The following is a 25,556-nucleotide window of genomic DNA, read 5'->3' on the forward strand; positions in this document are numbered from 1 at the left end:
ATGGCTCAGCCGCTGACCAGGGCGGCAGCATTCTGAAACAGCGCCTCAGGGCTGGACGCCACTGCATCAATAGGCTGGTCCACCGGCACCCCCGAGCCGTCGCGGCGAGCCAGCTCGGCAGGCACCGTGCGCGGCGCCCCGCGCCGATCAGCAGCCAGCGGAGGCGCCAGCACGGCCGCACCCAGGGTGAGGTGATCCTCCCCGCGCAGGAACCGGTGGGCCCGCACCCCGCCGGTGTCACGGCCTTTAATGGGGAACTCAGCAAGGTCAGAGACCTTGATGCTCTCTCCGCCGAGACCCTCCAGGGTCTCTGAGCCAGCAGCGCAGGACACCACCACAGCGGCAGCGGGTGAATCAGCTGATGCCGCAGGGATCGCCGAGAAGCCGATCACGGCATCTCCGGCACTGAGCTTCATACCTGCCACCCCGCCCCCGGTGCGGCCCTGTGGACGCACCTTGGACGCCTCGAAAGTCAGCAACTGGGCGGCCCGGGAGATGAACACCAGACGGTCGGATTCCTCAGCGGCCACAGCAGCCCCGACCACCTGGTCCTTGTCCTTGAGGCTGATGACCTCCCAGTGCTCGCCCTTGGCCGGATATTCCGGGCGTACCCGTTTCACCCGACCGGCGGCGGTAGCCAGGGCAAGCACGGTATCCAGCGGGAAGAAACCAACCAGCTCCTCCTTCTTCTCCAGCTGCAGGGAGCCGGTGAAGAAGTCTTTGGTCTTGGCCCCCTGGTTGAGATTGACCGTGCCGCCGGCGATCTCCACCACCGGCATTTCGATCACCGGCACCCGCAGCATCCGCCCTGTGGAGGTCACTGCGCCGATCTCAGCCCGGGCAGTGGTGGCCAGCAGGGAGCGCAGGGCATCATGACGGCGCCTGCGCGGTGGGTGCAGCAGGGCCGAACGGTCTGAGGTGCGGGCCAGCATCCCGGAATCAGACAGCAGTACCCAGCAAGGTGAGTCTGGGATCTCCAAACCGCCTGCGACGTCGTCGTTGTTCTTCCCAGGTGTCCGGGCAGCGGCTACTGCGGGAGTGGCATCGGGCTCAGCGTCCACCAGCTCGGAGCGGCGCTCATCACCGTGTTTCTGGGCCACCTCCGCAAGCTCACCGGCCACCGTCTGGCGCAGCAGAGTCTCGGAGTCCAGGATGGCCTGCAGCTGGGCAATCTCCTCCTCAAGCTTCTGCTTCTCCTGTTCCAGCTCAAGGGTGGAGTATCGGGTCAGCTGGCGCAGCCGCAGCTCCAGAATGTGCTCGGCCTGAGGCTGGGTGAGATCGAAGATGGTCATCAGTCGTTCCCGTGCGGTGGCAGTATCCTCAGCAGCCCGGATGATCTGGATGACCTCATCGATATCAAGGATCGCGATGAGCAGGCCTTCGACCAGGTGCAGCCGGTCCTTCCGCTTGCCCAGCCGGTAGCTGGTGCGGCGGCGGACCACATCAATCCGGTGGTCCACATAGACCTGCAGCAGCTCGAGCAGTCCCAGGGTGCGCGGCTGACCGTTGACCAGGGCCACATTATTGATGCCGAAACTGGTCTCCAGAGGGGTGTGCTTATACAGCTGGGCAAGGACCGCATGCGGGTCGAACCCAGCCTTGAGCTCCACCACCATGCGGGTGCCGTGCCTGCGATCGGTGAGATCCAGGATGTCGGAGATGCCGGCCAGCTTCTTGGCCTGAGCAGCCTCCTTGGTCTTGGCGATGACGGTTTCTGGGCCCACCATGTAGGGCAGTTCGGTGACGATGATCCCGTTGCGGCGGGCCGAAACCTGCTCAATGCTGGCCTTGGCCCGGATCTTGAAGCTGCCGCGGCCGCTCCGGTAGGCCTGATGCACCCCATCCAGCCCCACAATCCGGCCTCCCGAGGGGAAGTCCGGGCCGGGGATATGGGCCAGGATGTCCTCCAGGCTGGCCTTCGGGTTGAGGATCAGGTGCTGGGCGCCGGAGATCACCTCACCTAGGTTGTGCGGGGCCATATTGGTGGCCATGCCCACCGCGATCCCGGAGGCGCCGTTGACCAGCAGGTTGGGGAAGGCTGCCGGCAGCACCGAGGGCTGCATGAACTGATTGTCGTAGTTCGGCTCAAAGTCGACCACGTCCTCATCAAGATCCGCGGTCAGTGCCAGGGCGGCTGGGGCCATCCGTGCTTCGGTGTAGCGCGGGGCGGCCGGTCCGTCGTCCAGGGAGCCGAAGTTGCCGTGGCCGTCCACCAGAGGAAGCCGCAGCGCCCAGGACTGAGCCATCCGGACCAGGGCATCATAGATGGCGGCATCCCCGTGCGGGTGCAGCTTACCCATCACCTCGCCCACCACCCGGGCGGACTTCACATGGCCCTTATCCGGGCGCAGTCCCATCTGGGCCATCATGTAGAGGATCCGGCGCTGCACCGGTTTCAGCCCATCTCGAGCATCGGGCAGCGCCCGCGAATAGATCACCGAATAGGCGTACTCAAGGAAGGATGTCTCCATCTCGGAGGAGACGTCGATATCGGTGATGTTCTCGGCCGGGGTCTCAGGGGCCGCGGCAGCGGGACGACGAGCCATAAGCGGTGCTGACAGTCCTTAGTGTCGTATGCGGGCAAATATCTGGTTAGTCTTGATCCTATGGGTGAAGAGCCGAAAGTCAGCGGATATCCGGCCCACTGGGAGGCAGATGTTGTGCTGCGCGACGGAGCTGCGGCCCAGCTGCGGCCGGTGGGGCCCGAAGATGCTGAGCGTCTGCAGCGGATGCATGCTGCCCAGTCCGAGTCCTCCATCTACCTGCGCTACTTCACCTATAAGTCCAAGCTCTCCGAGAAGGAGCTGGAGCGCTTCACTTCCGTGGATCACCGCAACCGAGTCTCCCTAGTGGTGCTGCTGGACGATGAGATCATCGGCGTCGGCGGCTATGACCGGATTGATGACACCGGGGAGGCAGAGGTCTCCTTCAACATCTCTGATAAGCACCAAGGCCGCGGACTGGGCTCCATCCTGCTGGAGCATCTGGCTGCTGCAGGGCGGGAATGCGGCATCGAACGGTTCTCTGCCGAGGTGCTGCCGGAGAACCGCAAGATGCTCACTGTCTTCTCCGAAGCCGGCTATGAGGTCCAGCGCAAATATGAGGACGGTGTGGTGCTGCTGGAGTTCTCCATCGATCCCACCGAACGTTCCCGGGCGGTGATGGAGTCCCGTGAGCACCGTGCTGAGGCGCGCAGCGTCGGCGAACTGCTGGCACCGGCCCAGGTGGCGGTGATCGGGGCCTCCAGGGAGTACGGCTCGGTGGGATATCATCTGCTGCAGAACCTTATCGAGGGCCGGTTCACCGGCGGTGTGCACTCAGTGAACCCGGAGGCCTTCGAGGTCGGAGGCGCCCCGGCCTACTCGTCCCTGGCTCATATCAAGCAGCAGATCGACCTGGCCGTGGTGGCAGTTCCGGCCCACCACCTACCCGAGGTGATCGCCGACTGCGGCCGGCACGGAGTCAAGAGCATCCTGGTAGTCACCTCCACCAGCACCGAGCAGCAGCGTGACCTGGTGCGGTTGGCTCGCCGCTGGGGCATGCGGATCATCGGCCCGGCCTCGGCAGGTCTGATCAACACTGACCCGGACATCAGCCTCAATGCCTCCCTCTCACCCACTATGCCGGTGGCTGGCGGGGTGGGACTCTTCAGCCAGTCCGCCTCCATGGGGGTATCCCTGTATGCCCAGGCCCACCGCCGCGAACTGGGGCTCTCCGCAGTAATCTCCGCAGGCAACCGCGCAGACCTCTCCGGCAATGACGCCATGCAGTACTTCGAGGACGACCACGCCACCCGGGCGGTGGGCGTCTATCTGGAGTCCTTCGGCAATCCGCGCAAGTTCTCCCGGATCGCGCGCAGGCTCTCGCTGTCCAAGCCGGTGGTGGTGGCCACCAGTGATCTGATGGGACACCGGCTGCCCCCCGGCCATGAGGTGCGGCTCTCCAGGGCGCCCAAGGGCGCAGTGGACGCCATGCTGAAGAACTCCGGAGTCATCCAGGTGGGCAACCACGATTCGCTGATGGATGTGCTGCAGGTGCTGGGCACCCAGCCGATGCCAGCAGGCAACCGGCTGGGCGTGCTGACCAACTCCGCCTCAATGTCCCGACTGCTGGCTGATGCCGGTGAGTCCCAGGGGCTCAAACCCACCACCATCATCGGCGATGTCGACTTGGACGGCACCCAACGCCAAGCGGAGCAGAACCTCACCGCTTCCCTTGCTGCGCTGTTTGAGGATGACGAGGTCGACGCCGTGGCCGTGTGTCTGCAGCCCACTATCACCGGGGACCACTTCGACCACTCCAGAGCCATCTCGATGACCGCCCGGCAGTACACCAAACCAATGGTGATGTCCCTGATCGGCACCCTGGACGCCAATGTGCCGTTAAACTACATCGGCAATGCCGGCCCGGTGATCGAGACCTCCGCCCTGCAGCAGGGCGTGCCGATCTTCTCCTCACCGGCCCGCTCCATCTCCGCCCTGGCCAAGATCACCCGTTACCAGTCTTGGCGCGCCCGGGGGGTGGGTGAGACTTATATCCCCGAGGGACTGGAGGGCACTCGTACCGCCCGGGAGACCGACCAGCTGCTCGATGGCTGGCTGGAGAACGTGGACGGTGCTGCTCTGCGTCGGCTGAACCAGGAGGAGACCCGCCAGCTGCTGAACAGCTATGGGATCGCTCTGCTTCCAGCTGTGCCCTTCGACGCTCCCGACGACGCCGCGGCAGCCGCTGAGCAGCTGGGCTATCCGGTAGCCGTGAAGTCCACCAATGTCTATCTGCGGCACCGGTTGGACCTGGGCGGGGTGCAGCTGAACATCGACTCCGAGGACATGCTGCGCCGAGTGGTGGCCGATATGCGACGCCAGCTGGCCAAGTACGGCAGCCCGGGGCTTGAGGTGCAGGCCATGGCACCCACCGGGCAGGCCTGCATCGTCCGCGCCATTGAGGACCCCATGATGGGGCCGGTGCTCTCCTTCGGCATCTCCGGGGATGCAGTGGACCTGCTGAACGACTGGGCCCATGCGGTGCCGCCGCTGACTGATCAGGACCTCTCCCGGCTGCTGAGCACCCCGAAGGCTTCGCGAAAGCTCTTCGGGTATCAGGGAATACCGGCGGTTGATTTCGACGCCCTGGGGGAGACGGTCCAGCGGGTAGCGATGCTCAAGGACAACCACCCGCAAGTGGCCAATCTGCAGCTCTCTCCGCTGCTGGCCTCGCCCGAGGGAGTGAATATCCTGCACGCCGGTGTGGACATCGCCAACCCTGAGCAGCGCACCGATTCCGCACGTAGAGCCATCTCTCAGTACTGAGCCTCCGGGCATCCTTGATCTATGGGAATGCTGCAGATCAACCTGGTCGTTTCTGACCTGGAACAGAGTCCAGCATTCTATGCCGTGCGAGGGAGGTCGTGGACATCGCTGCCCCTGATCACCCGTCCAGCCAGTTCTCCACGTGGAGGCCAGGGACCCGGGAGAAGTGTTTGACGTTATCGGTGATGACTGCCAGCTCCAGGGACAGAGCGTGTCCCGCGATCAGTGTGTCCAGGTCACCTATGGGAGTCCCGGCGGCCCTCAGTCGATATTTGAGCTCTGCTGCGGCATCAGCGGCGGCATCGTCGAACGGCAGGGGGCGTATCCACTCAAGCACGTGATGTGCCACAGCCTCGTCGCGCTCCGGGTTTCTGCTGTTGAGCGCTGCGAAGTACAGCTCATATGCACTGAGGGAGGATGTCGCCACCGCTGAGCTGTGGCGCTGGAGCGGAACGCGGAGCTCCGGCCGCCTCTTCCTTGCGATCTCGATCAGAATGCTGGTATCGAGAAGAAATCTGGCTGCCGCCATGCGTCAGTTCCATTCGCGCTCGTTGAACTCCGGCTGCCTGGGGTCGGCCATAAAATCCTCGCTCGCCCCGAAACGTGGATCGCTGAACCACTCATCCCAGTCTTTAGCCATAGGTGCAAGGACAATCTGATCCCCCCGCCTGTATGCGAGAATGTCCCGGTCATCCTCTTCGTAGGCGATCTCTTTGGGCAGTCGCACAGCTTGGGTTCTATTAGTGTAGAAGAGCTTAGTCTTCACCTGCTTGTGAGAAATCGGCAGAGTCATAGCTTTTCCTCCTATGTAGATACCTAGTGTATCTACATACTTATGAGGCGTCGAGGCATCAGCCGTTGGGCCTCAGCTCAGCACCCGGCCGGTGCGGCGGATGTGGCGGGCCAGCTTCAGCAGCCCTTCGTCGATGCTGACCTGCGGGGTCCAGCCCAGCACATCACGAGTGTGCCGCTGGTCGAACCAGTGGGCGGTGGAGAGCTGCTCGGCCAAGAACCGGGTCATCGGAGGCTCATCCTCATGCGGGCCGGTGACTGCCCAGAGCTTCTCCACCACAGCACCGGCGCCCTTGGCCAGCCGCGGGGGCACCCGCAGCTTGGGCGGTTTGGCCCCGCCGGCCGCAGCAATGCCCATCAGCAGCTCTCCGATCGGCCGCGGCTCCCCATTGGTGACCACCAGGCGCCGCTGCTCAGCAGGCAGTTCAGCAATTCTGGGCAGGTGCCGCAGCCCGGCGGCGAAGGCCTCCACCGCATTGTCGATGTAGAGCGTGTCCACCAGGGGAGCCCCGGTGCCCAGCAGCGGCAACCTGCCGGATTTGGCCCGGTCGATGATACGTGTGGTCAGCTGCCCGTCGCCCGGACCCCACACCAGGTGCGGGCGCATGATGAGCACCTTCATACCCACTTCGGCCCGGGCTTCGGCGATCAGCTCAGCCTCAGCCTTGGTCTGGGCATAGTAGCCCTCCGCGTGAACCGGGTCAGCCGGGCCGGCCCCAGCACCCACCAGGGAGGACCCGCTGTGCGCCACGGAGGGGGAGGAGACGTGCAGTACGTGGTTCACTCCGGCGCCCCAGGCGGCATCCAGCAGACGTTCCGTGCCGCCGATATTGACCTGTTCGAACTCCTCGCGCCGGCCGGAGACCGAAACCTTGGCCGCCATGTGGACCACCGCATCCTGGCCGGCCACTGCAGTCTCGACTGGCTCAGCCTCGGTCAGGGAGCCGCGCACATCGCGCACTGTGCTCAGTCCGGAGGGGCTGCGCTGCAGAGTAGTCACCTGGTAGCCCAGCTCAGCCAGCCTGGCGGCCACGCTGCGGCCGAGCAGACCTGAGGCACCGGTCACCAAGACCCTAGCCCCTGGGGTGATCTGATCCTGGTACTGTGCTCTTCTGCGCTGAGGGCTCACGGTGCCGTCACCTCTGCGGCCCAGACGGCCAGTCTGCTGCGGTCAATCTTGGAGTTATGCCGGATATCGGTGGGCAGCGCCTCCACCACCAGCACTCCGGCTACCGGCACCGCAGCGGAGGCCTCACGTACCCGACGGCTGACCTCCGGCCGTGCCAGGGGAGAGGAGCCAACACTGAGCTGCTCACCGTCAGCAGGTTCCAGGACGACGACGACGGCCTGGGTTCCTGCCGGACCCACGCCCACGGCGGCCGAACGGCTCACTTCAGGCAGGGTGTCTACGGGGGTCTCCACGGCTCCGGGGCCCACCGGGCCCTCCGGGGTGGTGATCACATGCTGGAGACGGCCTTGGATCCAGAGCCGGCCGGCGGTGTCGAAATGCCCGATGTCTCCGGTGCGGTGCCAGAGCAGTCCGCGGTGGTGGTCTCGGCGAGAGCGCCGATCGGTGTGCCAGAGCCGGTCATAGCCGGCTTTGAGATGGGCGGCCGAGACCACAATCTCACTCAGTACCCCAGGGGTATCCTCCGGGTTCTGCAGGGTCTCGGCGGGCCGGCCCAGGTCATCCAGCGGTGCTACGGCAAACTCCACCCCGTCCACTGGTCTGCCCACGCAGACTCCAGGCTGCCCGGCAGTCATGGCCTGGTGGATCTGCTCCCGGGTGATATCGGCCTGCAGCAAGCCCTCGGTCATCCCGTAGGGGGTGTGCAGCTCCGCGTGGGGGAACAGCTCCTGGACCTGGTCCAGCAGCACCGGATGTACCGGCGCGCCGGCGGAGAGCACCAGTGTGATTCCGGTCAGATCCCGCCTCATCTCCTCGCTGAGCTGCTCTGCGGTGGCCACCACATTGGCCAGTGCCGCAGGGGAGCCGAAGAACATGGTGGCCCGACCCTCCCGGGCGGCTGCCGCCACCGCTGCAGCGGTGAGTGTGGCCGGTTTGGTCACCGTCATGTCTGGGGTCACTGAGCTGGCACCGATGGCCGGGCCCAGCAGGGCGAAAGGAGCAAATCCGGCGATGAGTGAGGCCCCGGGTTGGATGGCGAAGGTGCGCCGTAGCAGCGCCACCAGGGCGCCCAGCCGGGCGTGGGTATAGATCACGCCCTTGGCCGGACCGGTGGATCCGGAGGTGAACAGCACTGCTGCGGGGTGCTCACCGGCGGGCAGCGGCACCCTGTCCAGCTCAGCGGACCTGTTGCCGCGCAGCAGGCGCTCCACGGAGGCCTCCACCCCGGCCAGCCTGGCAGTCCGCGGGGAGAGCGCATCAACACTGATCCGCCGACCGGGCCAACCCAATGCGGTGGCTACGGTCAGTCCCGGCTTCTCGCCGATCACCCAGTCGGGCCAGGCGCTGCGCACCGCACGGGTCAGCCCCTTCAGCCCGAGTCCGGCATCGGCGACAACCGCCACCGCGCCCAGCCGCAGACAGGCATAGAGGATCACCGTGAGCTGGTTGCCGGGCTGGACCAGCAGGCTGACCCGGTCCCCGGAGCGGATGCCGAGCTCGTGCAGGCCGGAGGCCAGCACATCGACCTGCTCCTTCAGCTGCTGCCAGCTCAGTGACCTGGAGCCAGATGCGTCCAGTTCCACCACCGCGGAAGCCTCCCGGCGCCAGGAGGCGGCCAGCTCAGTGAGCTGTTCATGCAGGCCCAGGACCTGCCCAGCTGGTGGCGGGGATGAGGAAAGTGGGGCGGCGTCGCGCTCTCCGAAATGATCATCCAGCCAGGTGAAGAGCACCTCGGAGATGTTCCGGTCCTCAGCCACCAGGTGGCCCGCACCCTCAAACCGGTGCAGGTCAGCATCCGGGAGCCGGTCCAGCAGATCGTGCAGGTAGCGATCACGGAACACCGGATCCTTAGGCCCCCATACCAACAGGGCCGGATTCTCCCACTCCCGCAGTCCGGCGGAGGCCTCCTCCAGCACGGAGCGCGAAGCATGCTGAGCCAGGGCCGGAATATCGGCCACGAAACCGCCGATGCCGCCGCGGCCCAGCCGGGAGACATAGGGGGCTCGGTACGCTGCCGCCACCTTAGGGTTCAAGCCCCCCTCAGCCAGCGAAAGGGTGGTGCGCAGGAAAGCATCGGTGAGCACCGTGGAGGCGGGCAGCACCCCAGGGGCCATCGCGGCGCGCAGCGCCGGCGGCACCGGCTCCCCGGAGGGGTGGTCCACGGCAGTGTTGAGCGTGGTCACCGCATCCACACTGCTGCGGTGCCGCATCGCCCAGGCCAGGGAGATGATCCCACCCCAGTCGTGGCCCAGAGTCACCAGCGGGCGATCGGTGTCGATCTCCAGCGCATCGGCCAGGGCGTCTAAGTCCTCGAGCCGCTGCTCCAGGCGGCGGTAGCTGGGAGCGCCGGCGGAAGGTGGCTCAGGGTGGGCCAGCCGGTCGGAGAAGCCCATATCCAGCTGATCGGGGGCGATCACCCGCCAGGCGCTGCCGGGCTCAGCCCGATCCAGCGAATTCGTGAGCACTCCGCGCCACAGGTAGGACCAGGTGGGGTTTCCGTGCACGGCCAGAATGGTTCCGGTGGGCTGGATTCCCCGCGCCTGCAGGACAGGCCCGGTGTCCAGCACATGGAAGGTGCGCGGTCCGTCAGCGGACTTCGCAGTCACCAGCTGGGACCACCCCGGGTCCAGGCCGGGAAGCGGGGTTTCGGTCAGGGCGTGATGAGGCAGTCGGGCACGGTTTGCGGGGACGGGGCGCCACCAGCTCACCATTGGATCTCCACCATCGCGGTGTTGAGCCCGGAACCCACTCCCATGCAGAGCACCCGGGAGCCTGTGCCGAGCTGCTCAGCCTCCCGTGCCAGGGTGATCGGCAGTGAGGCCGGTCCTACATTGCCCAGCTCGGGGTAGGTGACCGGCACGCGCTTCTTGTCCAGTTTGGCGGCCTTGATGATTGAGGAGGTGTGCAGTGCCGAGACCTGGTGGGTGACATAGGAGTCCATCTGCTGCCAGTCGAAGTGGACCTTGGCGTCGTCCCAGGCATCCATCACCAGTTCCAGCCCGCCGTCCAGCAGCCCGCGGGCATCGGTGAACATACCGTGGTGGTCGCCTACGCAGAGTCCGTGGTGCTGGGTGGCGGCCCGGGTGACCCCGCCGATGATCCGGTGTCCCTCCGGGTGGGCATCAGCGGGGCCCACCACTGCCGCGGCAGCCCCGCAGCCTAAGGTCAGGGAGGCGAACTCGCTCATGAAGTCGTCCCGGGAAAGGTTGTCGTCCAGGGAATTGATCCGCTTCACGGTGGCCTCCTGCACCTTGCGGGCGTCCTCACCGTTGACGATGAGCACATAGCGGGCTTGGCCGGCGTCGATCAGCGTGGAGGCCAGGGTTATCGCGTTGACGAACCCCAGGCAGGCGTTGGTGATGTCGAAGTTCATCGCGGAGCTGGGCAGGCCCAGATCATGATGGATGCCCACCGCTACGCTGGGTTCGAGGTGTTCGCGGGTCACCGAGGTGTTGATCATCACCGAGATCTCACCGGGGTGAACACCGGCAGCATTGAGTGCTTTGCGCCCAGCCTCTGCGGTGGCGGTGCGGACTTCGCCGTCGGCCCGCCAGTTCCGCCGGGCTTTGACCCCGGCAACCCGCTGCAGCAGGCCGGTGGGCAGCCGCAGCCGCTTCAGCGCATCCGCCAGCCGACCGTCGAGCTCCTTGGAGGTCAGCACCTCCGGAGCCTCCACCTCAGCCACCGAAAGCAGGGCAGCATTGCGGTGATGGAACGTGGCGTTTCCGCCGTCCTGGGTTTGCAGCACCGCTCCATTATCCAGAATCAGAGCAGGGCCCGCTAATCGTTACTCTGCGTCTCGAAAATACTGCTGGCCCCGCACCGTTACTATGGATGGTTATGGGCACATCCACTGTCTCGCTCAAGGCGGCCATCGACCGCGGCGGGTTCTACCCCTCCCTGGTGAACCACACTGTCACCGAGGCCCTCGACGGGCGGGCCCCGGAGCAGCAGATCGTGCATGTGGACACCCACTTCGACTATGAGGAGGTCCACCGGCACATCACCGTGGTGGTTCTGGCCGAGGACGTGATGGTGGTAGCCCACCTGGACGACCACGACGCAGAGGACGACGCCGCCCCCCACCCGGAGAACACTCCGGCTGACACCCCTGCCGAGGTAGTGGCCAGGATCTCCACCGAGGTGGTCCCAGTGGCACGGATCCGCTCGCTGATCCTCTCTGAAGTGCACCGGCACCCGGACCGCTTCGACCCGCAGCGCGGACTGGCCGAGGTCACCCTGAACATCAACTGGACCGGCGGCGCCCGGTTCGACTCCATGCCGGCCGACTGCGGGAACCCCGAATGCATGGCCGACCACGGTGACACTGGCAGCTTTGTGCCAGAAGACATCACCCTGCGCATAGCCGCCACCGCTGAAGGTGACACGGCCGTGGATGAGGCGCGCAGCTTTGTCCGAGCCCTGCGCCGTGCCGTGGTGAAGTTTTCCCGGTGATTCCGGCCCCCGACTATGCGGGCGCGAATCTGCGCCATGTGCTGACCTCCGCGGCGGCCGGACTGGGACTTAGCGGTTTCCAGAACCGGCTCGGAGTGCCGGAAGCCAGCATCACCGTGGTCATCCTCGCTGACGGCCTGGGTGAGAAGAACCTGGCCGCACATACCGGTCACGCTCGGTTCCTGGCCTCAGCCTGGCGAAGCAGCAACACTGCGAAAGTGCTTGACTGCGGGGCCCCGGCCACCACCGCCTGCTCCCTGACCTCGCTCGGCACCGGTCTGCCCCCGGGTCAGCACGGATTGCTCGGCTACGATCTCTACGCCCCCCACCTGGGCCGGGTGGTCAACCAATTGGGCAGTTGGCCCAAGGACCTGGATCCCGCAGCCTGGCAGCCGCATCCCACAGTCCTCCAGCAGGCGGTTGACGCCGGGGCACAGGTGGCCACCGTCTCGCGCACCGAGTTCCGCTCATCTCCGCTGACCCGGGCTGCGCTGCAGCACTCCGGGGACTTCCTGGGCGCCACCGGTCTGGAGGCACGGTTCGCTGCTGCCGCAGACTGGATCGGGCAGAATCGCCGGGCCATCGGAATCCGCCAGGGGCCGCCGGCCCCGCTGCTGGTCTACCTCTATGTGGATGAGATCGACGACGCCGGCCATGAATTCGGAGTCGACTCCCCGCAGTGGCGAGGGCACCTGGAGGACCTCGATGCCGCGGCCCGCCGGTTCAGCCAACAGCTGACTGCCCGGTACGGGGAGCAGGCGAGCATACTGCTCACCGCCGACCACGGGATGGTGGATGTGGCCGAACCTGACCGGATCGACATCAGTGAGCGGGCTGAGCTGCTGGACGGTGTGGCACATACCGCCGGGGACCCGCGGATGATCTACCTCCATGTCGAGCCGGGGCAGGATGCAGAGAAGCTGGCCAGCCGCTGGCGGGCAGAGTTCGGCGACTCAGCCTGGGTGCTCACGCGCAGTGCAGCGGTGGATGATGGATGGTTCGGCGCTGCACAGCACGGGGGTGAGGTGGAAGACCGGGTGCTGGATCGGATCGGGGACGTGATCATCGCCGTGCATGCCCCCATCGGCATCTACCACATCGCCAGAACGGGTAAGCACTTCCTGAAGATGGTTGGGCTGCACGGTTCGATCACCGACACTGAGCGCCAGGTGCCGCTCCTTGAGCTCACCGGCCGCAGCTTCAGCTAAATCCTTGCCCCCGAACAGAATGTCATCCCAGCGCGGCAGTGCTGGTCCCGGCGGCGGGTACACGCCCCGCACGCCTCTGGCTCGGCTGACACCGAGCTTCACACCTGAAGGATGCCGCTAATCCTTGCCCCCGAACAGAATGTCATCCCAGCGCGGCATCGTCGGACGGCGGGATGATTTGCGCTTTTTCGGCTCCGGCTCAGCAGGTGCTTCAGGCTCGCTCTCACCAGCCTCATCGCCGGGCTCCTCGTAGCTGAAACCCCAGGCATCGGTGCCGAGCTGCCCGATGTGCTCCTCCGTACGCTCCGCCTCGGGCTCAGGGGCCTCCTCTTCGAGTTTTTCGCCCAGTCCGGGCAGGGTGTCTTCAGTAGGCGGTGCTGCCCGCTTCGGTGTGGCAGCAGTCTCGGCCTGCTCATCCCGGGTCAGCAGGGTGGCCAGTTTCTCATCGCCGGACTCATCAGTGCCCAGGCGCTGTCCGCGGCGGGCACGCAGAATCTCCAACAGGTCCTCATGGCTGGCCCCCTCGGTGCCAGGTGTATGCCGGGCAGCTGCTGCACTGCGCGGTGCAGGGGAGCCGGCGACGTCGCCATCCACGTCGAAGGGCTCATCCACTGGGGCCAGTCTGCGGCCGCGGGAGGTGACCCGTGCAGGCGCGGTCGGCAGTGAGCTCAGCGACTCGGCCCATTTGTTCTCCGGACGCACGGTGCGCGCGGAGGGGTCGAAGGTCCACTCAGCGGGCGGCTTCTGCCCGATTCCACCGGCATGGGTCTCAGAGCTTCCGGGATCAAAGTCGCAGACCACGGCCCATAGCCCATCCTCCCGGCGCCAGGCATCCCAGCTCATAGTCGCCAGCGATACCCCAGCAGCACGCAGCTGCACCTTGACCATCGCCTCCAGGGTGGCAGGGGCGTCGCCGAAGGCCAGTCGGTGCGTCTCAGCGCTGGAGGCTCGGGCAACCACGGTCTCCCTGGCCCGCCCGGCGAAGAAGGCCCGCTCATCGGCCACCGGACCGGCATAGCGCAGCACATGCTCCCGGCTCAGCCCAGAGTCGGCCACCACCTGGTCCAGCGTGGCACCGGCCCGCAGTCGGGCTTGGATATCCCGCGGCGAGAGCGCGGGAGAGGGCTTCTGACTCTCTGTGGACCCGGCAGAGGGAGCACGCCCCACAGCGGTGCGCAGCGCCTGGTCGATGTCCAGGGCATATTCGGTGCCGGCATCATCGCAGAGCAGCAGGCGCGGGGTCTGGCCCTCAGTCTCGACCCCCACGATCCGCAGATCCTGCATCAGCAGCGTCCTCCGTCAGTTATCCGTCGGTTAAAAGTTGCAGTCTTCTATCCGGCCACTGTATCGCGGCAGATGGGGCAAGTACCCGGTCGGCTCAACCCCGCCTGGAAGGATTCGGCGCGTAATGTGACGACCCCGATTTGTCAGGCCGGTCCTGATACGACACAATCTGTGCGAACTTAAACGTCTGCTCAGGCGGCACCGACCTGGGCTGAGGACGTAGGAACCACCATTGGAGCACCTGCTATGGCTACAGATTATGATGCCCCGCGGAAAAGCGACGACGACGTCAACGAAGACTCCATCGAGGAGCTGAAGAACCGCTCCACCAACCGGCAGTCGGCTGTGGTTGACGAGGATGAGGCCGAGGCTGCCGAAGGCTTCGAGCTGCCCGGAGCCGACCTCTCCGACGAGGAGCTGCAGGTCCGGGTGCTTCCCGCCCAGGCCGATGAGTTCACCTGTGCCTCCTGCTTCCTGGTCCGCCACCGTTCCCAGGTGGCGCGTGAACAGAACGGCCAGTTCTTCTGTACCGACTGTGAGAGCTGAGCAGTGTTGGTCCCGCCGGCGCGCACATGTCGCGCTCGGCTCTCGGCCAGCTGACGCTGGCCTTCACACCTGAAGTCGGCCGAATCGCTGTGCTCTCGGCCTCACACGCTGGCTAATGCTCGCTGACTGAGACGCCGGTGGTGCGGAGTGGCTCGTCTGAGCCCAGGGCCGCCAGCACAGCCTGCGGATTCCGTGTGGAGAACAGCCAGTAGGGCACTGGATCCTGTTCATCGATGATCTCAGCGGTGGTCACCGGATCGATCCAGCCGCGCACGCACTGGAAGCTGCGCGCATCAAAGCCGGGGCCCAGCTGCTCACGGGCCGCAGGACCGGAGTGAGCCACCACCCGCCCCAGATGCTTCCGCTCGATCTGGGCCCGCCCCACCTTCAGCCACTGGTCGGTGATCTCGATCCGTGGGGTGATGGTGATCAGCGCCGCCACCACGATCGCAACACCCACCGCCATCGCAATAAACCCGTAAAAGGCGGCGATCGGGAAGAAGATCGTGGAGAAGGAGGCCCCGATGAGCACCCCGGCCAGCCAGATCCACCAGGCCGGCCACAGCTGCTCGCTGTAGCGCACAGAGTCATTCATAGTCTCCATCCTCCCACGGTAGGCTTAGATGCTGTGAACAGGATTCAGATCCCCATCCAGCAGCTGGACACTGAGCTGCCCCTGCCGCGTTACGCCCATCACGACGATGCCGGCGCGGACCTGCTCACCGCTGAGGACTTCACACTGGCCCCGGGGGAGCGCCGGATGGTCCCCACCGGGGTGGCCATCGCCATCCCCGAGGGCTGGGTGGGCCTGGTGCACCCGCGCAGCGGGCTGGCCATCAAGCACGGCATCAGCATGGTCAACGCCCCCGGCACTGTGGATGCCGGCTACCGCGGGGAGCTGAAAGTCCTGCTGATCAACACCGACCCCGCCGAGCCGGTCAGCTTCCAGCGCGGTGACCGGATCGCCCAGATCGTGTTCCAGGAGGTCGCCCAGGCAGTCTTCACCCCGGTGGACGCACTGCCTGAATCTGTCCGCGGCGCAGGAGGATTCGGCTCCAGCGGACTGACCACCACCGCCTGACCAGACCACCGTACGTACAGCGCGCACAACAAGCGAAGGAACAAGGAGTCGCATGCTCTTCGGCAAGAAGAAGAAAGACCAGCAGCAGAAGCCGCAGACCATCAAGGAGGCGATTGCCGCCGAGGCTGCCGGGGACGAGGTGGAGATCACCGAAGCCGAGGTCTCCGGCGACGACGAGACAGTCTCCGGTGACCAGCAGGAAATCACCGAACCTGACAGTGACCAGGACGACGACGGCAGCACCGGCGAGGAGGCCAAGCCTGCCTTCGAGCCCGGGCCGGGCCCCAGGGATGCCAGGGACGTGGAGTCCACCAAGGGCTACATCGACTTCGGCGCCATTCTGGTGCCCGCTGCCAAGGGACAGAAGATCCGCCTGGACATCGACCAGAAGACCAAGCGGGTGGTCTCCCTGACTATCGCCATCGGCCAGGCCAGTATCCAGCTGCAGGCCTTCTCCGCACCCAAGTCCGGTGGCATCTGGGAGGATGTGCGCGGCCAGATCCAGGAGTCAGTGACCAAGCAGAAGGGGCGCACCAAAGTGCTGGAGGGTCGGTTCGGCCCCGAACTGCACGCCCGAGTGCCCACTGTGCTCAAGGACGGTCGTCAGGGCTGGCGAGCCGCCCGCTTCATCGGCTACGAGGGCAACCGCTGGTTCCTGCGCGGGGTGGTCGGCGGCCGCGGTGCCATCGACCGCAAGTCCTCGCTCGGCGTGGAGGAGCTGTTCTCGCGGATCATCGTGGCCCGTGGCGACGAGCCGCTTCCCCCGCGCGAACTGCTCAAACTCAAGCCTCCGGCCGGGGCCAAGCGCGTGGTGGTACCCAAGGACCAGAACCCTGCCGCCGCCGGCGGAGCCCAACCCAACCGCACCAACGGGGTGCCCGAGGCCGCCAAGCGCGATACCGACGGGTCATGACCTCCGCAGACCAGTTCGGCCAGCAGCTCTCCGGTTCAGCGGCCCAGCGCATCTCCACCAGGGAGGACGGCTCCCTGGACGTGATGGGCTCGGTGGGGGGCGTCCGCGGCATCGTGGAGGCCGCCCTGCCGGCCACTGCCTTCCTCACCGCCTACCTGATCACCGAGAACCTGGCGGTGGCCATCGCGCTGGCGATCGCCATGGGCGCGGTGTTCACCGTGGTGCGCCTGGTCCAGCGCGGATCTCTGGTCCAGTCCTTCTCCGGCCTGGTGGGGGTGCTCATCTGTGCGGCCTTCGCCCACTTCTCCGGTGAGGCCCGCGGCTACTATGTGCCCGGGTTCTTCATCAATGCCGGCTACATCCTGGCGCTGAGCATCTCGATCGCTGTCCGTTGGCCGGCCATGGGCATCATCTTCGGGATGATCCGCGGAGAGGGATTCGACTGGCGGCATGATCCGATACGCCGCCGCCGCTATGCCCTGGCCACCTGGCTCATCACCGCAGTACTCGCCTCCCGGCTGGTGGTCCAACTTCCACTGTACTTCGCCGATAATGAGACTGCTCTGGGCGTCACCCGGGTGACGATGGGCGTGCCCCTCTACGCCTTCGCACTCTGGCTGGGCTGGATGATCACCCGGGAGACCTCGCCGATGACTGAAGACGCTCAGCAGAAAACCGGCGGATGACCGGTCCGCGGGTACTCACACTGACCGTCGGGACTATGTCCCACGGCGGGCACTGCGTGGCCCGGCATGAGGGTCGGGTGGTCTTCGTGCGGCACGCCGTACCTGGGGAGACCGTCCGTGCGGTGATCACCGACGGACAGCCCTCCGCCCGATTCTGGCGCGCCGATGTGATCGATGTGCTGGAAGCCTCCGACCATCGGCGTCGGCACCCCTGGAAGCAGGCCGATGCGCTGCGCGCCTATGACAATGACCAGGTGCCGGTGGGCGGCGCCGACTACGGGCATATCACTGACGGTCACCAACGGCGTCTGAAGTCCCATGTCTTCCGAGACACCATGCAGCGGATCGGCAACATCGATGTCTGCGGGCTGGACCTCACCGGGTTCGGGCCCGATGGTGAACTGCCCGTGCAGCAGCTGCCCGGTGCTGACGGCTCCGGAATGCACTGGCGCACCCGGGTCAGCTTCGGAGTCAGCGGCGGCTCCCTTGCCATGAAGCCCAAGCGCAGCAACGACCTGATCCCGCTGCGGGCCATGCCGCTGGCTGTGGAGGCAGTGGGAGCATCAGGAATCTTCAGCTGGGACTTCACCGGTGCGGCCACCGTTGAAGCAGTGGCTCCGGGCGGCCAGGCACCGATCACCCTGCTGGTGCGCACCGATCCGGATGCCGGGGACCAGCAGCTGCGGGAACTGGGTGAGAACCTGCTGCAGTACAGCGAGTTCGCCCCCGGAGTGAGCAGCATCATCCGGGTCACGGCGAAGAATCCGCCGAAGCGCCGCAGGCACAGCCAGCTCACCCCGGTGCCCATGGACTACCAGGCGCTCACCGGGGACCGGATGATCACCGAGCCGCTGCCAGTCCCGGTGAGGCAAACCCACGCGGTGGAGCTGCCACCGGAAGGGTTCTGGCAGATCCATCGCAGTGCGCCGCAGGCTCTTACCGAGCAGGTGGACAGGTTCGCCCAGCTGGGCGAAGGCGGCAGCGCCGTGGACCTCTACGCCGGCGCCGGCCTGTTCACCGCCTGGGCGGCGTCCACAGTCGGGCCCCGCGGCCAGGTGCTCTCAGTGGAGGCAGCGGAGGCAACCTCTGCAGCTGCCCAGGAGCTGTTCCGCGGTGCGGCAGGTGTGGAAGTCATCCACGCCCCAGCAGAGAAGGTGGCCTCCCGCCTGGAGTCTGCTGACGTGGTGGTACTGGACCCGCCGCGCGCCGGCGCCGCCGCATCCGTTCTGCAGGGCATCAGTGACTCACAGCCCGGACGTATCGTCTATGTCTCCTGCGACCCGGCCTCCTTCGCCCGGGACGCCCGGAGGCTCAGTGAGCTGGGCTGGCAGATCCGGGAGTTAGCACTGCTGGACATGTACCCGAATACTCATCACATGGAATCTGTTGCACTCTTTGGGCGATACTCACCTGCGGGCACGCGGTGAGTGTCACCTAAGCGGAGCAGCGTACCGCTATGAGTAGGATGGATGCTGATTAGCGCGCACCCAAGCGCTGTGTCAGCCCGCCAACGAGACTAAGGAGTCTAAGCGTGAGCACAGTGGACAGTTTCGGATCCAAAGGCGTTCTCAACGTCGCCGGCGCCGACTATGAAATCTTCCGGCTTAGTACCATCGAGGGATATGACTCCCTGCCGTACAGCCTCAAAGTGCTGCTGGAGAACCTCCTGCGCACCGAGGACGGCGCCAATGTCACCGCAGACCACATCAAAGCCCTGGGCAGCTGGGACGAAACCGCCCAGCCGGACACCGAGATCCAGTTCACCCCTGCTCGGGTGCTGATGCAGGACTTCACCGGTGTGCCCTGTGTGGTGGACCTGGCCACCATGCGCGAGGCCGTCACCGAGCTCGGCGGCGATGCCACCAAGATCAACCCGCTGGCACCGGCTGAGATGGTCATTGATCACTCGGTGCAGATCGACTCCTTCGGCAATTCCGATGCGATCGAGCGCAATATGGACATCGAGTACCAGCGCAACGGTGAGCGGTATCAGTTCCTGCGGTGGGGTCAGACGGCTTTTGATGATTTCAAGGTGGTGCCCCCGGGGATGGGCATCGTGCACCAGGTCAACATCGAGTCCCTGGCCCGGGTGGTGATGACTCGTGAGATCGATGGCGTGCTGCGCGCCTACCCGGACACCTGCGTAGGCACCGACTCGCACACCACCATGGAGAACGGTCTGGGCGTGCTGGGCTGGGGCGTGGGCGGCATCGAAGCCGAGGCAGCGATGCTGGGCCAGCCGATCTCGATGCTCATTCCACGTGTGGTGGGCTTCAAGCTCTCCGGCGAGATTCCCGCCGGGGCCACCGCGACAGACGTGGTGCTGACCATCACCCAGATGCTGCGTGAGCACGGTGTGGTGGGCAAGTTCGTGGAGTTCTACGGTGAGGGCGTGGCCTCAGTGCCGCTGGCCAACCGTGCGACCATCGGCAACATGTCCCCGGAGTTCGGCTCCACCGCGGCCATGTTCCCGATCGACGATGTCACCATCGACTACCTGCGTCTGACCGGCCGCACCGAGGAGCAGCTGGCCCTGGTGGAGGCCTACGCCAAGGAACAGGGCATGTGGCACGATCCCTCCCGGCAGCTGCGGTTCTCCGAGCAGCTTGAGCTGGACCTCTCCACTGTGGTGCCCTCGATCTCCGGGCCGAAGCGCCCCCAGGATCGGATCGAGCTCACCGATGCCAAGGAGCAGTTCCGCAAGGACATCCACAACTATGCGCTGGAGGAGACCGCAGCGGTCACCGATTCGGTCAACGGCAGGGCCGATGAGGCCTCCGCGGAGTCTTTTCCCAGCTCGGATGCCCCCTCGCACAGCCCGGATGAGTCCCAGGATCCCGCCGATAAGCCGCGTCCGATGGACCCCTCTGCTGAGCCGGCGGTGGGCAGGCCCTCCAAGCCGGTGCCGGTGACGATGCCCGATGGCCGTCAGTTCAGCCTGGACCACGGTGCAGTCTCAATCGCCTCGATCACCTCGTGCACCAACACCTCCAACCCGAACGTGATGCTGGCCGCCGGCGTGCTGGCCCGCAATGCGGTGGAGAAGGGACTGGTGCAGAAGCCCTGGGTGAAGACCTCCATCGCCCCGGGATCCAAGGTCGTGACCGACTACTATGAGCGATCCGGACTGATCGAGTACCTGGAGAAGATCGGCTTCTTCGTGGTCGGCTACGGCTGCACCACCTGCATCGGCAACTCAGGCCCGCTGGAGGAGGAGATCTCCAAGACTGTCCAGGATGAGGACCTGGCGGTGACTTCGGTGCTCTCGGGCAACCGGAACTTCGAGGGCCGGATCAACCCGGATGTGAAGATGAACTACCTGGCCTCCCCGCCGCTGGTGGTGGCCTACGCCCTGGCTGGGACCATGGACTTCGACTTCGAGAACGAGCCGCTGGGCCAGGATTCAGAGGGCAGTGAGATCTACCTGCGCGATATCTGGCCGGATCCGGTGGAGGTCCAGCAGATCATCCACGACTCCATCGACACCGAGATGTTCACCTCCAAGTACGCAACGGTCTTCGACGGTGACCACCGCTGGAAGTCCCTGGACACCCCGGAGGGGGCCACCTTCACTTGGGACGAGGCTTCCACCTATGTGCGCAAGGCCCCGTACTTCGACGGCATGGAGCTTCAGCCGGCTCCGGTCTCCGATATCGAGGGCGCCCGGGTGCTGCTGAAACTGGGTGATTCGGTGACCACCGACCACATCTCCCCGGCCGGCTCCTTCAAGTCGGACACTCCGGCGGGTAAGTACCTGCTGGCCAACGGCGTGGAGCGCAAGGATTTCAACTCCTACGGCTCCCGCCGTGGCAACCACGAGGTGATGATCCGCGGCACCTTCGCCAATATCCGGATCAAGAACCAGCTGCTCGACGGTGTGGAGGGCGGCTTCACCCGCGACTTCACCAAGGATGGCGAGCAGGCCTACGTCTACGACGCCGCTGTGAACTACCAGGCCGCAGGCATCCCGCTGGTGGTTCTGGGCGGCAAGGAGTACGGCTCCGGTTCTTCCCGCGACTGGGCGGCCAAGGGCACCAGCCTGCTGGGCGTTCGCGCGGTGATCACCGAGTCCTTCGAGCGCATCCACCGTTCCAATCTGATCGGCATGGGTGTGCTGCCGCTGCAGTTCCCCGAGGGTGAGTCCGCCGACACCCTGGGGCTGACCGGCTTCGAGACCTTCAGCATCACCGGGATCACCGCCCTGAACGAAGGGGAGATCCCCAAGACCGTGAAGGTCACCGCCACCAAGGAGGACGGCTCCACCACCGAGTTCGATGCCGTGGTGCGCATCGACACCCCTGGCGAAGCCAACTACTACCGCAACGGAGGCATCCTGCAGTACGTGCTGCGCTCCTTGGTGAAATAGTCACCGTGAAGTAGTCGCCTGAACACCTTGCAGCGAAGGGGGCCGGTCTTTGGACCGGCCCCCTTCGTATGTCTAGGAAAAGTCCAGGTCAGCGTGATGTGATGGAGAGCAACTGGGTAGTTGAGGCGATAGGAACTGACAGCTGAGGAGTTGGTCGAAGATGCGTGTTGCCATTGTCGGAGCCACTGGGAACATCGGCTCGGCCCTGCTGGAGGAGCTCTCCGAGCGGCCTGAGGTCAGCTCGGTGCTCGGAATCGCCCGCAGGCTCCCGGAGAACGACGCCGCCCCCTACAGTCATGCCGAGTGGGCCACCACAGACATCCAGTTCCCAGAATCCGTGGAAGCCCTCAGTGAGCTCTTCACAGGGGTGGATGCGGTGATCCACCTGGCCTGGCTCATCCAGCCCAACACCAAACGGGAACTGCTGCGCCGGGTCAATGTCGATGGCACCAAGCACGTGCTGGAAGCCGCTGCCGCGGCAGGGGTGCAGCGCATCTCGGTGGCCTCCAGCGTAGGCGCCTACTCTCCGGTGAGCGATGACCAGCCCCGGGACGAGTCCTGGGGGACTGAGGGGATCCCCGGCTCCCACTACAGTCAGGACAAAGCCGCCCAGGAACGAGTGATGGATGAGTTCCAGGCACTGCACCCGGAGACTGCGCTGTCCCGGATGCGCCCCGGACTGATCTTCCAGGCCGCTGCCGGTGCGGAGATCCAGCGGTACTTCGCCGGATCCTTAGCCCCGGTGCAGATTCTCAATAGAGTCCGTCCGCCCATCATCCCGTTTCCACAAGGTGTGCGCACCCAGGCGGTGCATTCCCGCGATGTCGCCGCTGCCTTCGCAACAGCGGTGATTCAGGGCGCCCGCGGGGCGTTCAACCTGGCCGCCGATGATCTGCTCACTGCTGAGATCATTGCCCGGGTGGTCACCGGGCGGGACTCCGGCCGCAGCAGTGTCACTATCCCGCTCGGAGCGGTCAAGCCCTTGGTCAAGCTGGCTCATCGGGCCCATCTGCTGCCCATGGATGAGGGGTGGCTCCAGATGGCCCAGCAGGTGCCGGTGCTGGACACCACCCGCGCCAGGACGGAACTGGGCTGGCAGCCTACTGTCTCAGCCGAAGAAGCTCTTGCCGAAATCATCGAAGGCATGAGCTCCGGGGCCGGCCGCGGCTCCGCTCCGATGCGTCCACGCGGGGAGTCCGCCCATTCTGGCCATCCACTGCCTGGTGCGGATCACAGGATTCCTGAGGGGATCGACACCGTGCTGCTGCGCCAGTACATGGCAGACCACTTGGCCGGGGCCACCGCCGGAGCAGAGCGCATCGCTGCGATGGCTGATGCCTTCATCGACACCCCGGTCTACCCCCAGCTGGCTCAAGTGGCTGAGACCATCGGTGCTGAGCGCAGCTGGTTCTCCCAGCTGATGCAGCGGCAGGGCTTTCCGCGGCCCGGGGTGGCTGCTCCGCTGTTCTGGGCGGGGGAGAAGCTCGCCCGGCTCAAGCCCTATGCCCGGCCGCCGCTGAAGCGTTCGCCTTCAGCGCTGGTGCTGGAGACCGAGCTGATGATCGCTGCGATCACCGCCAAGCGGCAGGGCTGGGAGGTTCTCTCGGACTACGCCGAGGAGGTCGGCGTGCCGTTCCATGTGTTCCACGACCTGATCTCGGCAGCTGATGAGCAGCGCGAGATGCTGGACGAGGTGCATACCTACGCCCGCCGCCGAGCCTTCCGGACTGACCGTGAAACCCTGACACCCCAACTGTAGAAGGAGTGCCGCACACTGATGACGCAGACGTTCACCAACTGGTCCGGCTCCGTCAGCTTCACTCCGGCCGAACGAGCCGCACCTGCCTCGTCCAAGCAGCTCACTAAGCTTGTCAAGGAGGCGGGAAACCTCGGCCATACCATTCGCCCGGTGGGCTCCGGGCATTCCTCCACGCCCCTGTTCACCACTGAACAGACCCTGCTCTCGCTGGAGAGGCTCTCCGGGATGACCCACGCAGATCCGGATCAGAGGCTGGCCGCTGTGCTGCCCGGCACCGGACTCCGTGATCTGGGGGAGCAGCTGGCCGAGCACGGCTTAGCCATGGAGAACCTGGGCGATGTGGATTATCAGGCCATCGCCGGGGCCATCTCCACCGGCACCCACGGATCCGGCATCGGCCTGGGGAATCTGTCCTCCACACTGGCCGGTGGCACCCTGGTCAACGGAGTCGGGGAGGAGGTGCCTTTCGGCGTGACCGCCGGGGCCCCGTTGGATCACCCGGAGTCTGATGACCTGCTGCGGGCGGCCCAGGTCTCCCTGGGCACCTTGGGCATCCTCACCTCGCTCACCCTACGAGTCGAGGAGGCCCACCAGCTGCACCGGCAGAACTGGATCACCCATATCGACTGGGTGCTGGAGAACTACCAGCAGCTGGTGGAGACCAACCGCAGCATGGACTTCTACTGGTATCCGCGCAGCGACCTGGCTCAGGTGCGGATGCTCAACAAACCCGGTGACGAGCCCGAGCTGACTCCTGAAGGTGAGCCGTACAGCTATCTGAAGAAGGACGTCGTCGGACCCAATTACCAGATCATCCCGAACGACCGGCATCTGCACTTCGAAGAGATGGAGTACATGCTGCCGTTTGATCCGCAGCTTGGTGCCTTCCAGCAGATCCGAGAACGGATCAAGGCCAAGCACCGGGCACAGGTGGGGTGGCGGGTGCTGGTGCGCACTATTGCAGCTGATCAGGCCATGCTGTCCAATGCTGAGGGCACCTACCGCAATGGCGGGCTGCCCACGATGACCATCGCGCTGCTGCAGAACAACTCCCTGCCGTATAAGCCCTACTTCGATGACCTGGAGCCGGTGTTCGGTCAGTTCGCCGGCCGTCCGCACTGGGGCAAGAAGCACAGTCTCAAGGCTGAACAGCTGGCCCCGCTGTACCCTGACTGGGAGAGCTTCCACCGGATCCGCCGTCAGATGGACCCTACCGGCGTGTTCCTCAACAACTATCTACGTGAACTCTTCGGCGAGGAGGCGAAGACCTCATGAGCATCTTCACCAAGAACAGCAGGGGACTGGGACGCAGGACCTGGGTGTTCTCCGCAGGGTTTGCCCCCAGTGCCAGCACCGGCCATGAGCCGGAGTTCACCTCTCGGAATACTCTGTGCTTGCTCAACACGGGGGAGAGGGAGACCTGTGTGCGGCTGACCGTCTATTACGACGACGCCGAGCCGGTGGGCCCCTATGAGGTGTTGGTGGGTGCCCAGCGGGTCAAGCACCAACGGATCAATGACCTCATCGAACCTGCGGCAGTACAGCTGGACAAGCCCTATGGGCTGGTGGTGGACGCCGAGGAGCCTGTGGTAGCCCAGCTGTACTACCTGGACTCCCGCCACGGCAATCTCGCCGTCTCCCACCTCAATCCTGTTCCGCTGGACCACACCGACCGCTGACCCGCAGAAAGAGCACAGTGACTGCGCCGACAGTTGAAAGTAACAGCCCAATAGTAGACATAATATAGCTATGAGGTATTAGTGGTTGCGCAGCTGATCGATGAGCTGGTCCTTAGTCATGTCCGAGTAGCCGGTGATGTCCAGCTCTTTGGCACGGCCCTTGAGCTGATCAACCGTCCAGTCCTCGTACCGAGGTGAGCTGCCGCCCTTCCTGCCCTGGGCGGAGCGGCCTTCATTCGCCGCTGAGTTGGCGATACGAGCGGCCTTCTCCTTGGAGTAGCCCTGCTCCTCGCGGAGCTTCTCATAGAGTTCCTGGTCTTTGACACTTGATCTGTTCTGCTCTGCCATC

At 65.4% G+C, this 25,556-nt stretch carries 21 protein-coding genes; 12 read left to right on the forward strand and 9 right to left on the reverse strand.

Going from position 1 to position 25,556, the window contains the following annotated elements; translation table 11 throughout:
- Nucleotides 1–5: 5 nt before the first annotated feature.
- Nucleotides 6–2,546 carry a DNA gyrase/topoisomerase IV subunit A gene (locus tag F0311_RS13570; RefSeq protein ID WP_150462461.1) on the reverse strand — a complete coding sequence of 847 codons (2,541 nt, stop codon included), beginning with the start codon at nt 2,544–2,546 and terminating at the stop codon, nt 6–8.
- A gap of 60 nt (nt 2,547–2,606) precedes the next feature.
- On the opposite strand from F0311_RS13570, the gene F0311_RS13575 reads away from it, so the two are divergent.
- The gene (locus tag F0311_RS13575; protein ID WP_150462462.1) at nt 2,607–5,309 is read left to right on the forward strand and encodes a bifunctional acetate--CoA ligase family protein/GNAT family N-acetyltransferase; all 2,703 of its coding nucleotides are present in this window, start codon (nt 2,607–2,609) and stop codon (nt 5,307–5,309) included.
- Between the two features lie 118 nt (nt 5,310–5,427).
- Here F0311_RS13575 and F0311_RS13580 read toward each other — a convergent pair whose 3' ends face one another.
- The 5 genes from F0311_RS13580 to F0311_RS13600 form a co-directional block, all read right to left on the reverse strand.
- Nucleotides 5,428–5,838, reverse strand: coding sequence for a PIN domain-containing protein (locus F0311_RS13580; RefSeq protein WP_150462463.1), 411 nt, complete (start codon nt 5,836–5,838; stop codon nt 5,428–5,430).
- 3 nt (nt 5,839–5,841) lie between these two features.
- Entirely contained in the window at nt 5,842–6,102 is a 261-nt protein-coding gene (vapB, locus tag F0311_RS13585; protein ID WP_150462464.1) for a type II toxin-antitoxin system VapB family antitoxin, read from the reverse strand.
- Between the two features lie 72 nt (nt 6,103–6,174).
- Nucleotides 6,175–7,230, reverse strand: a complete 1,056-nt coding sequence (locus tag F0311_RS13590; RefSeq protein WP_150462465.1) for an NAD-dependent epimerase/dehydratase family protein — start codon at nt 7,228–7,230, stop codon at nt 6,175–6,177.
- Nucleotides 7,227–9,941, reverse strand: coding sequence for an alpha/beta fold hydrolase (locus F0311_RS13595; protein ID WP_150462466.1), 2,715 nt, complete (start codon nt 9,939–9,941; stop codon nt 7,227–7,229). Before F0311_RS13595 ends, F0311_RS13590 begins: the two co-directional genes overlap by 4 nt.
- Nucleotides 9,935–10,978, reverse strand: coding sequence for a 3-oxoacyl-ACP synthase III (locus F0311_RS13600; protein WP_223881360.1), 1,044 nt, complete (start codon nt 10,976–10,978; stop codon nt 9,935–9,937). Before F0311_RS13600 ends, F0311_RS13595 begins: the two co-directional genes overlap by 7 nt.
- A 92-nt stretch (nt 10,979–11,070) precedes the next feature.
- Here F0311_RS13600 and F0311_RS13605 point away from each other — a divergent pair, with 92 nt between their 5' ends.
- A complete protein-coding gene (locus F0311_RS13605) occupies nt 11,071–11,685 on the forward strand; it encodes a DUF5998 family protein (RefSeq protein ID WP_150462467.1) in 615 nt (204 codons plus the stop codon).
- Nucleotides 11,682–12,893 carry an alkaline phosphatase family protein gene (locus F0311_RS13610; protein WP_150462468.1) on the forward strand — a complete coding sequence of 404 codons (1,212 nt, stop codon included), beginning with the start codon at nt 11,682–11,684 and terminating at the stop codon, nt 12,891–12,893. Before F0311_RS13605 ends, F0311_RS13610 begins: the two co-directional genes overlap by 4 nt.
- A gap of 117 nt (nt 12,894–13,010) precedes the next feature.
- On the opposite strand, the gene sepH is transcribed toward F0311_RS13610, so the two are convergent.
- Nucleotides 13,011–14,177, reverse strand: coding sequence for a septation protein SepH (sepH, locus tag F0311_RS13615; RefSeq protein ID WP_150462469.1), 1,167 nt, complete (start codon nt 14,175–14,177; stop codon nt 13,011–13,013).
- 246 nt (nt 14,178–14,423) lie between these two features.
- On the opposite strand from sepH, the gene F0311_RS13620 reads away from it, so the two are divergent.
- Nucleotides 14,424–14,723 (forward strand): DUF4193 domain-containing protein, encoded by a 300-nt coding sequence (locus F0311_RS13620; protein WP_150462470.1) that lies wholly within the window; start codon nt 14,424–14,426, stop codon nt 14,721–14,723.
- Nucleotides 14,724–14,835: 112 nt separating this feature from the next.
- Here F0311_RS13620 and F0311_RS13625 read toward each other — a convergent pair whose 3' ends face one another.
- On the reverse strand, nt 14,836–15,327 hold the full coding sequence (locus F0311_RS13625) for a DUF3093 domain-containing protein (protein WP_150462471.1): 492 nt from the start codon (nt 15,325–15,327) through the stop codon (nt 14,836–14,838).
- A 24-nt stretch (nt 15,328–15,351) separates the two neighbouring features.
- On the opposite strand from F0311_RS13625, the gene dut reads away from it, so the two are divergent.
- From dut to F0311_RS13665, 8 genes are all read left to right on the forward strand, one after another.
- A complete protein-coding gene (dut, locus tag F0311_RS13630; RefSeq protein ID WP_150462472.1) occupies nt 15,352–15,804 on the forward strand; it encodes a dUTP diphosphatase in 453 nt (150 codons plus the stop codon).
- A 52-nt stretch (nt 15,805–15,856) separates the two neighbouring features.
- The gene (locus tag F0311_RS13635) at nt 15,857–16,717 is read left to right on the forward strand and encodes a DUF3710 domain-containing protein (protein WP_150462473.1); all 861 of its coding nucleotides are present in this window, start codon (nt 15,857–15,859) and stop codon (nt 16,715–16,717) included.
- Entirely contained in the window at nt 16,714–17,403 is a 690-nt protein-coding gene (locus F0311_RS13640; RefSeq protein WP_150462474.1) for a DUF3159 domain-containing protein, read from the forward strand. The genes F0311_RS13635 and F0311_RS13640 overlap by 4 nt, the downstream gene beginning before the upstream one ends.
- Complete coding sequence (locus F0311_RS13645; RefSeq protein ID WP_150462476.1) at nt 17,400–18,830, forward strand: class I SAM-dependent RNA methyltransferase; 1,431 nt, start codon at nt 17,400–17,402, stop codon at nt 18,828–18,830. The genes F0311_RS13640 and F0311_RS13645 overlap by 4 nt, the downstream gene beginning before the upstream one ends.
- A gap of 104 nt (nt 18,831–18,934) precedes the next feature.
- Complete coding sequence (locus F0311_RS13650; RefSeq protein ID WP_150462477.1) at nt 18,935–21,769, forward strand: aconitate hydratase; 2,835 nt, start codon at nt 18,935–18,937, stop codon at nt 21,767–21,769.
- A 160-nt stretch (nt 21,770–21,929) separates the two neighbouring features.
- Nucleotides 21,930–23,528: an NAD-dependent epimerase/dehydratase family protein gene (locus tag F0311_RS13655; RefSeq protein ID WP_150462478.1), complete on the forward strand. Its 1,599-nt coding sequence runs from the start codon at nt 21,930–21,932 to the stop codon at nt 23,526–23,528.
- Nucleotides 23,529–23,546: 18 nt separating this feature from the next.
- Entirely contained in the window at nt 23,547–24,803 is a 1,257-nt protein-coding gene (locus tag F0311_RS13660; protein ID WP_150462479.1) for a D-arabinono-1,4-lactone oxidase, read from the forward strand.
- Nucleotides 24,800–25,207 carry a sensory rhodopsin transducer gene (locus F0311_RS13665; protein ID WP_150462480.1) on the forward strand — a complete coding sequence of 136 codons (408 nt, stop codon included), beginning with the start codon at nt 24,800–24,802 and terminating at the stop codon, nt 25,205–25,207. The genes F0311_RS13660 and F0311_RS13665 overlap by 4 nt, the downstream gene beginning before the upstream one ends.
- Before the next feature lie 78 nt (nt 25,208–25,285).
- Here the strand turns inward: F0311_RS13665 and F0311_RS13670 are convergent, their stop codons facing one another.
- The gene (locus F0311_RS13670) at nt 25,286–25,555 is read right to left on the reverse strand and encodes a DUF7218 family protein (protein WP_150462481.1); all 270 of its coding nucleotides are present in this window, start codon (nt 25,553–25,555) and stop codon (nt 25,286–25,288) included.
- Nucleotide 25,556 lies beyond the last annotated feature (1 nt).

Source organism: Nesterenkonia ebinurensis (assembly GCF_008711175.1).
Taxonomy (GTDB): domain Bacteria; phylum Actinomycetota; class Actinomycetes; order Actinomycetales; family Micrococcaceae; genus Nesterenkonia; species Nesterenkonia ebinurensis.

What these genes read in the sequence shown, in the direction of transcription:
- F0311_RS13670 (WP_150462481.1), bottom strand. Translation starts at nt 25,555, where the DNA reads ATGGCAGAGCAGAACAGATCAAGTGTCAAAGACCAGGAACTCTATGAG.
- F0311_RS13625 (WP_150462471.1), bottom strand. Translation starts at nt 15,327, where the DNA reads ATGGAGACTATGAATGACTCTGTGCGCTACAGCGAGCAGCTGTGGCCG.
- F0311_RS13635 (WP_150462473.1), top strand. Translation starts at nt 15,857, where the DNA reads ATGCTCTTCGGCAAGAAGAAGAAAGACCAGCAGCAGAAGCCGCAGACC.
- F0311_RS13645 (WP_150462476.1), top strand. Translation starts at nt 17,400, where the DNA reads ATGACCGGTCCGCGGGTACTCACACTGACCGTCGGGACTATGTCCCAC.
- F0311_RS13640 (WP_150462474.1), top strand. Translation starts at nt 16,714, where the DNA reads ATGACCTCCGCAGACCAGTTCGGCCAGCAGCTCTCCGGTTCAGCGGCC.
- F0311_RS13580 (WP_150462463.1), bottom strand. Translation starts at nt 5,838, where the DNA reads ATGGCGGCAGCCAGATTTCTTCTCGATACCAGCATTCTGATCGAGATC.
- F0311_RS13620 (WP_150462470.1), top strand. Translation starts at nt 14,424, where the DNA reads ATGGCTACAGATTATGATGCCCCGCGGAAAAGCGACGACGACGTCAAC.
- F0311_RS13665 (WP_150462480.1), top strand. Translation starts at nt 24,800, where the DNA reads ATGAGCATCTTCACCAAGAACAGCAGGGGACTGGGACGCAGGACCTGG.
- F0311_RS13595 (WP_150462466.1), bottom strand. Translation starts at nt 9,941, where the DNA reads ATGGTGAGCTGGTGGCGCCCCGTCCCCGCAAACCGTGCCCGACTGCCT.
- F0311_RS13575 (WP_150462462.1), top strand. Translation starts at nt 2,607, where the DNA reads ATGGGTGAAGAGCCGAAAGTCAGCGGATATCCGGCCCACTGGGAGGCA.
- F0311_RS13660 (WP_150462479.1), top strand. Translation starts at nt 23,547, where the DNA reads ATGACGCAGACGTTCACCAACTGGTCCGGCTCCGTCAGCTTCACTCCG.
- sepH (WP_150462469.1), bottom strand. Translation starts at nt 14,177, where the DNA reads ATGCAGGATCTGCGGATCGTGGGGGTCGAGACTGAGGGCCAGACCCCG.
- vapB (WP_150462464.1), bottom strand. Translation starts at nt 6,102, where the DNA reads ATGACTCTGCCGATTTCTCACAAGCAGGTGAAGACTAAGCTCTTCTAC.
- F0311_RS13655 (WP_150462478.1), top strand. Translation starts at nt 21,930, where the DNA reads ATGCGTGTTGCCATTGTCGGAGCCACTGGGAACATCGGCTCGGCCCTG.
- F0311_RS13570 (WP_150462461.1), bottom strand. Translation starts at nt 2,546, where the DNA reads ATGGCTCGTCGTCCCGCTGCCGCGGCCCCTGAGACCCCGGCCGAGAAC.
- F0311_RS13605 (WP_150462467.1), top strand. Translation starts at nt 11,071, where the DNA reads ATGGGCACATCCACTGTCTCGCTCAAGGCGGCCATCGACCGCGGCGGG.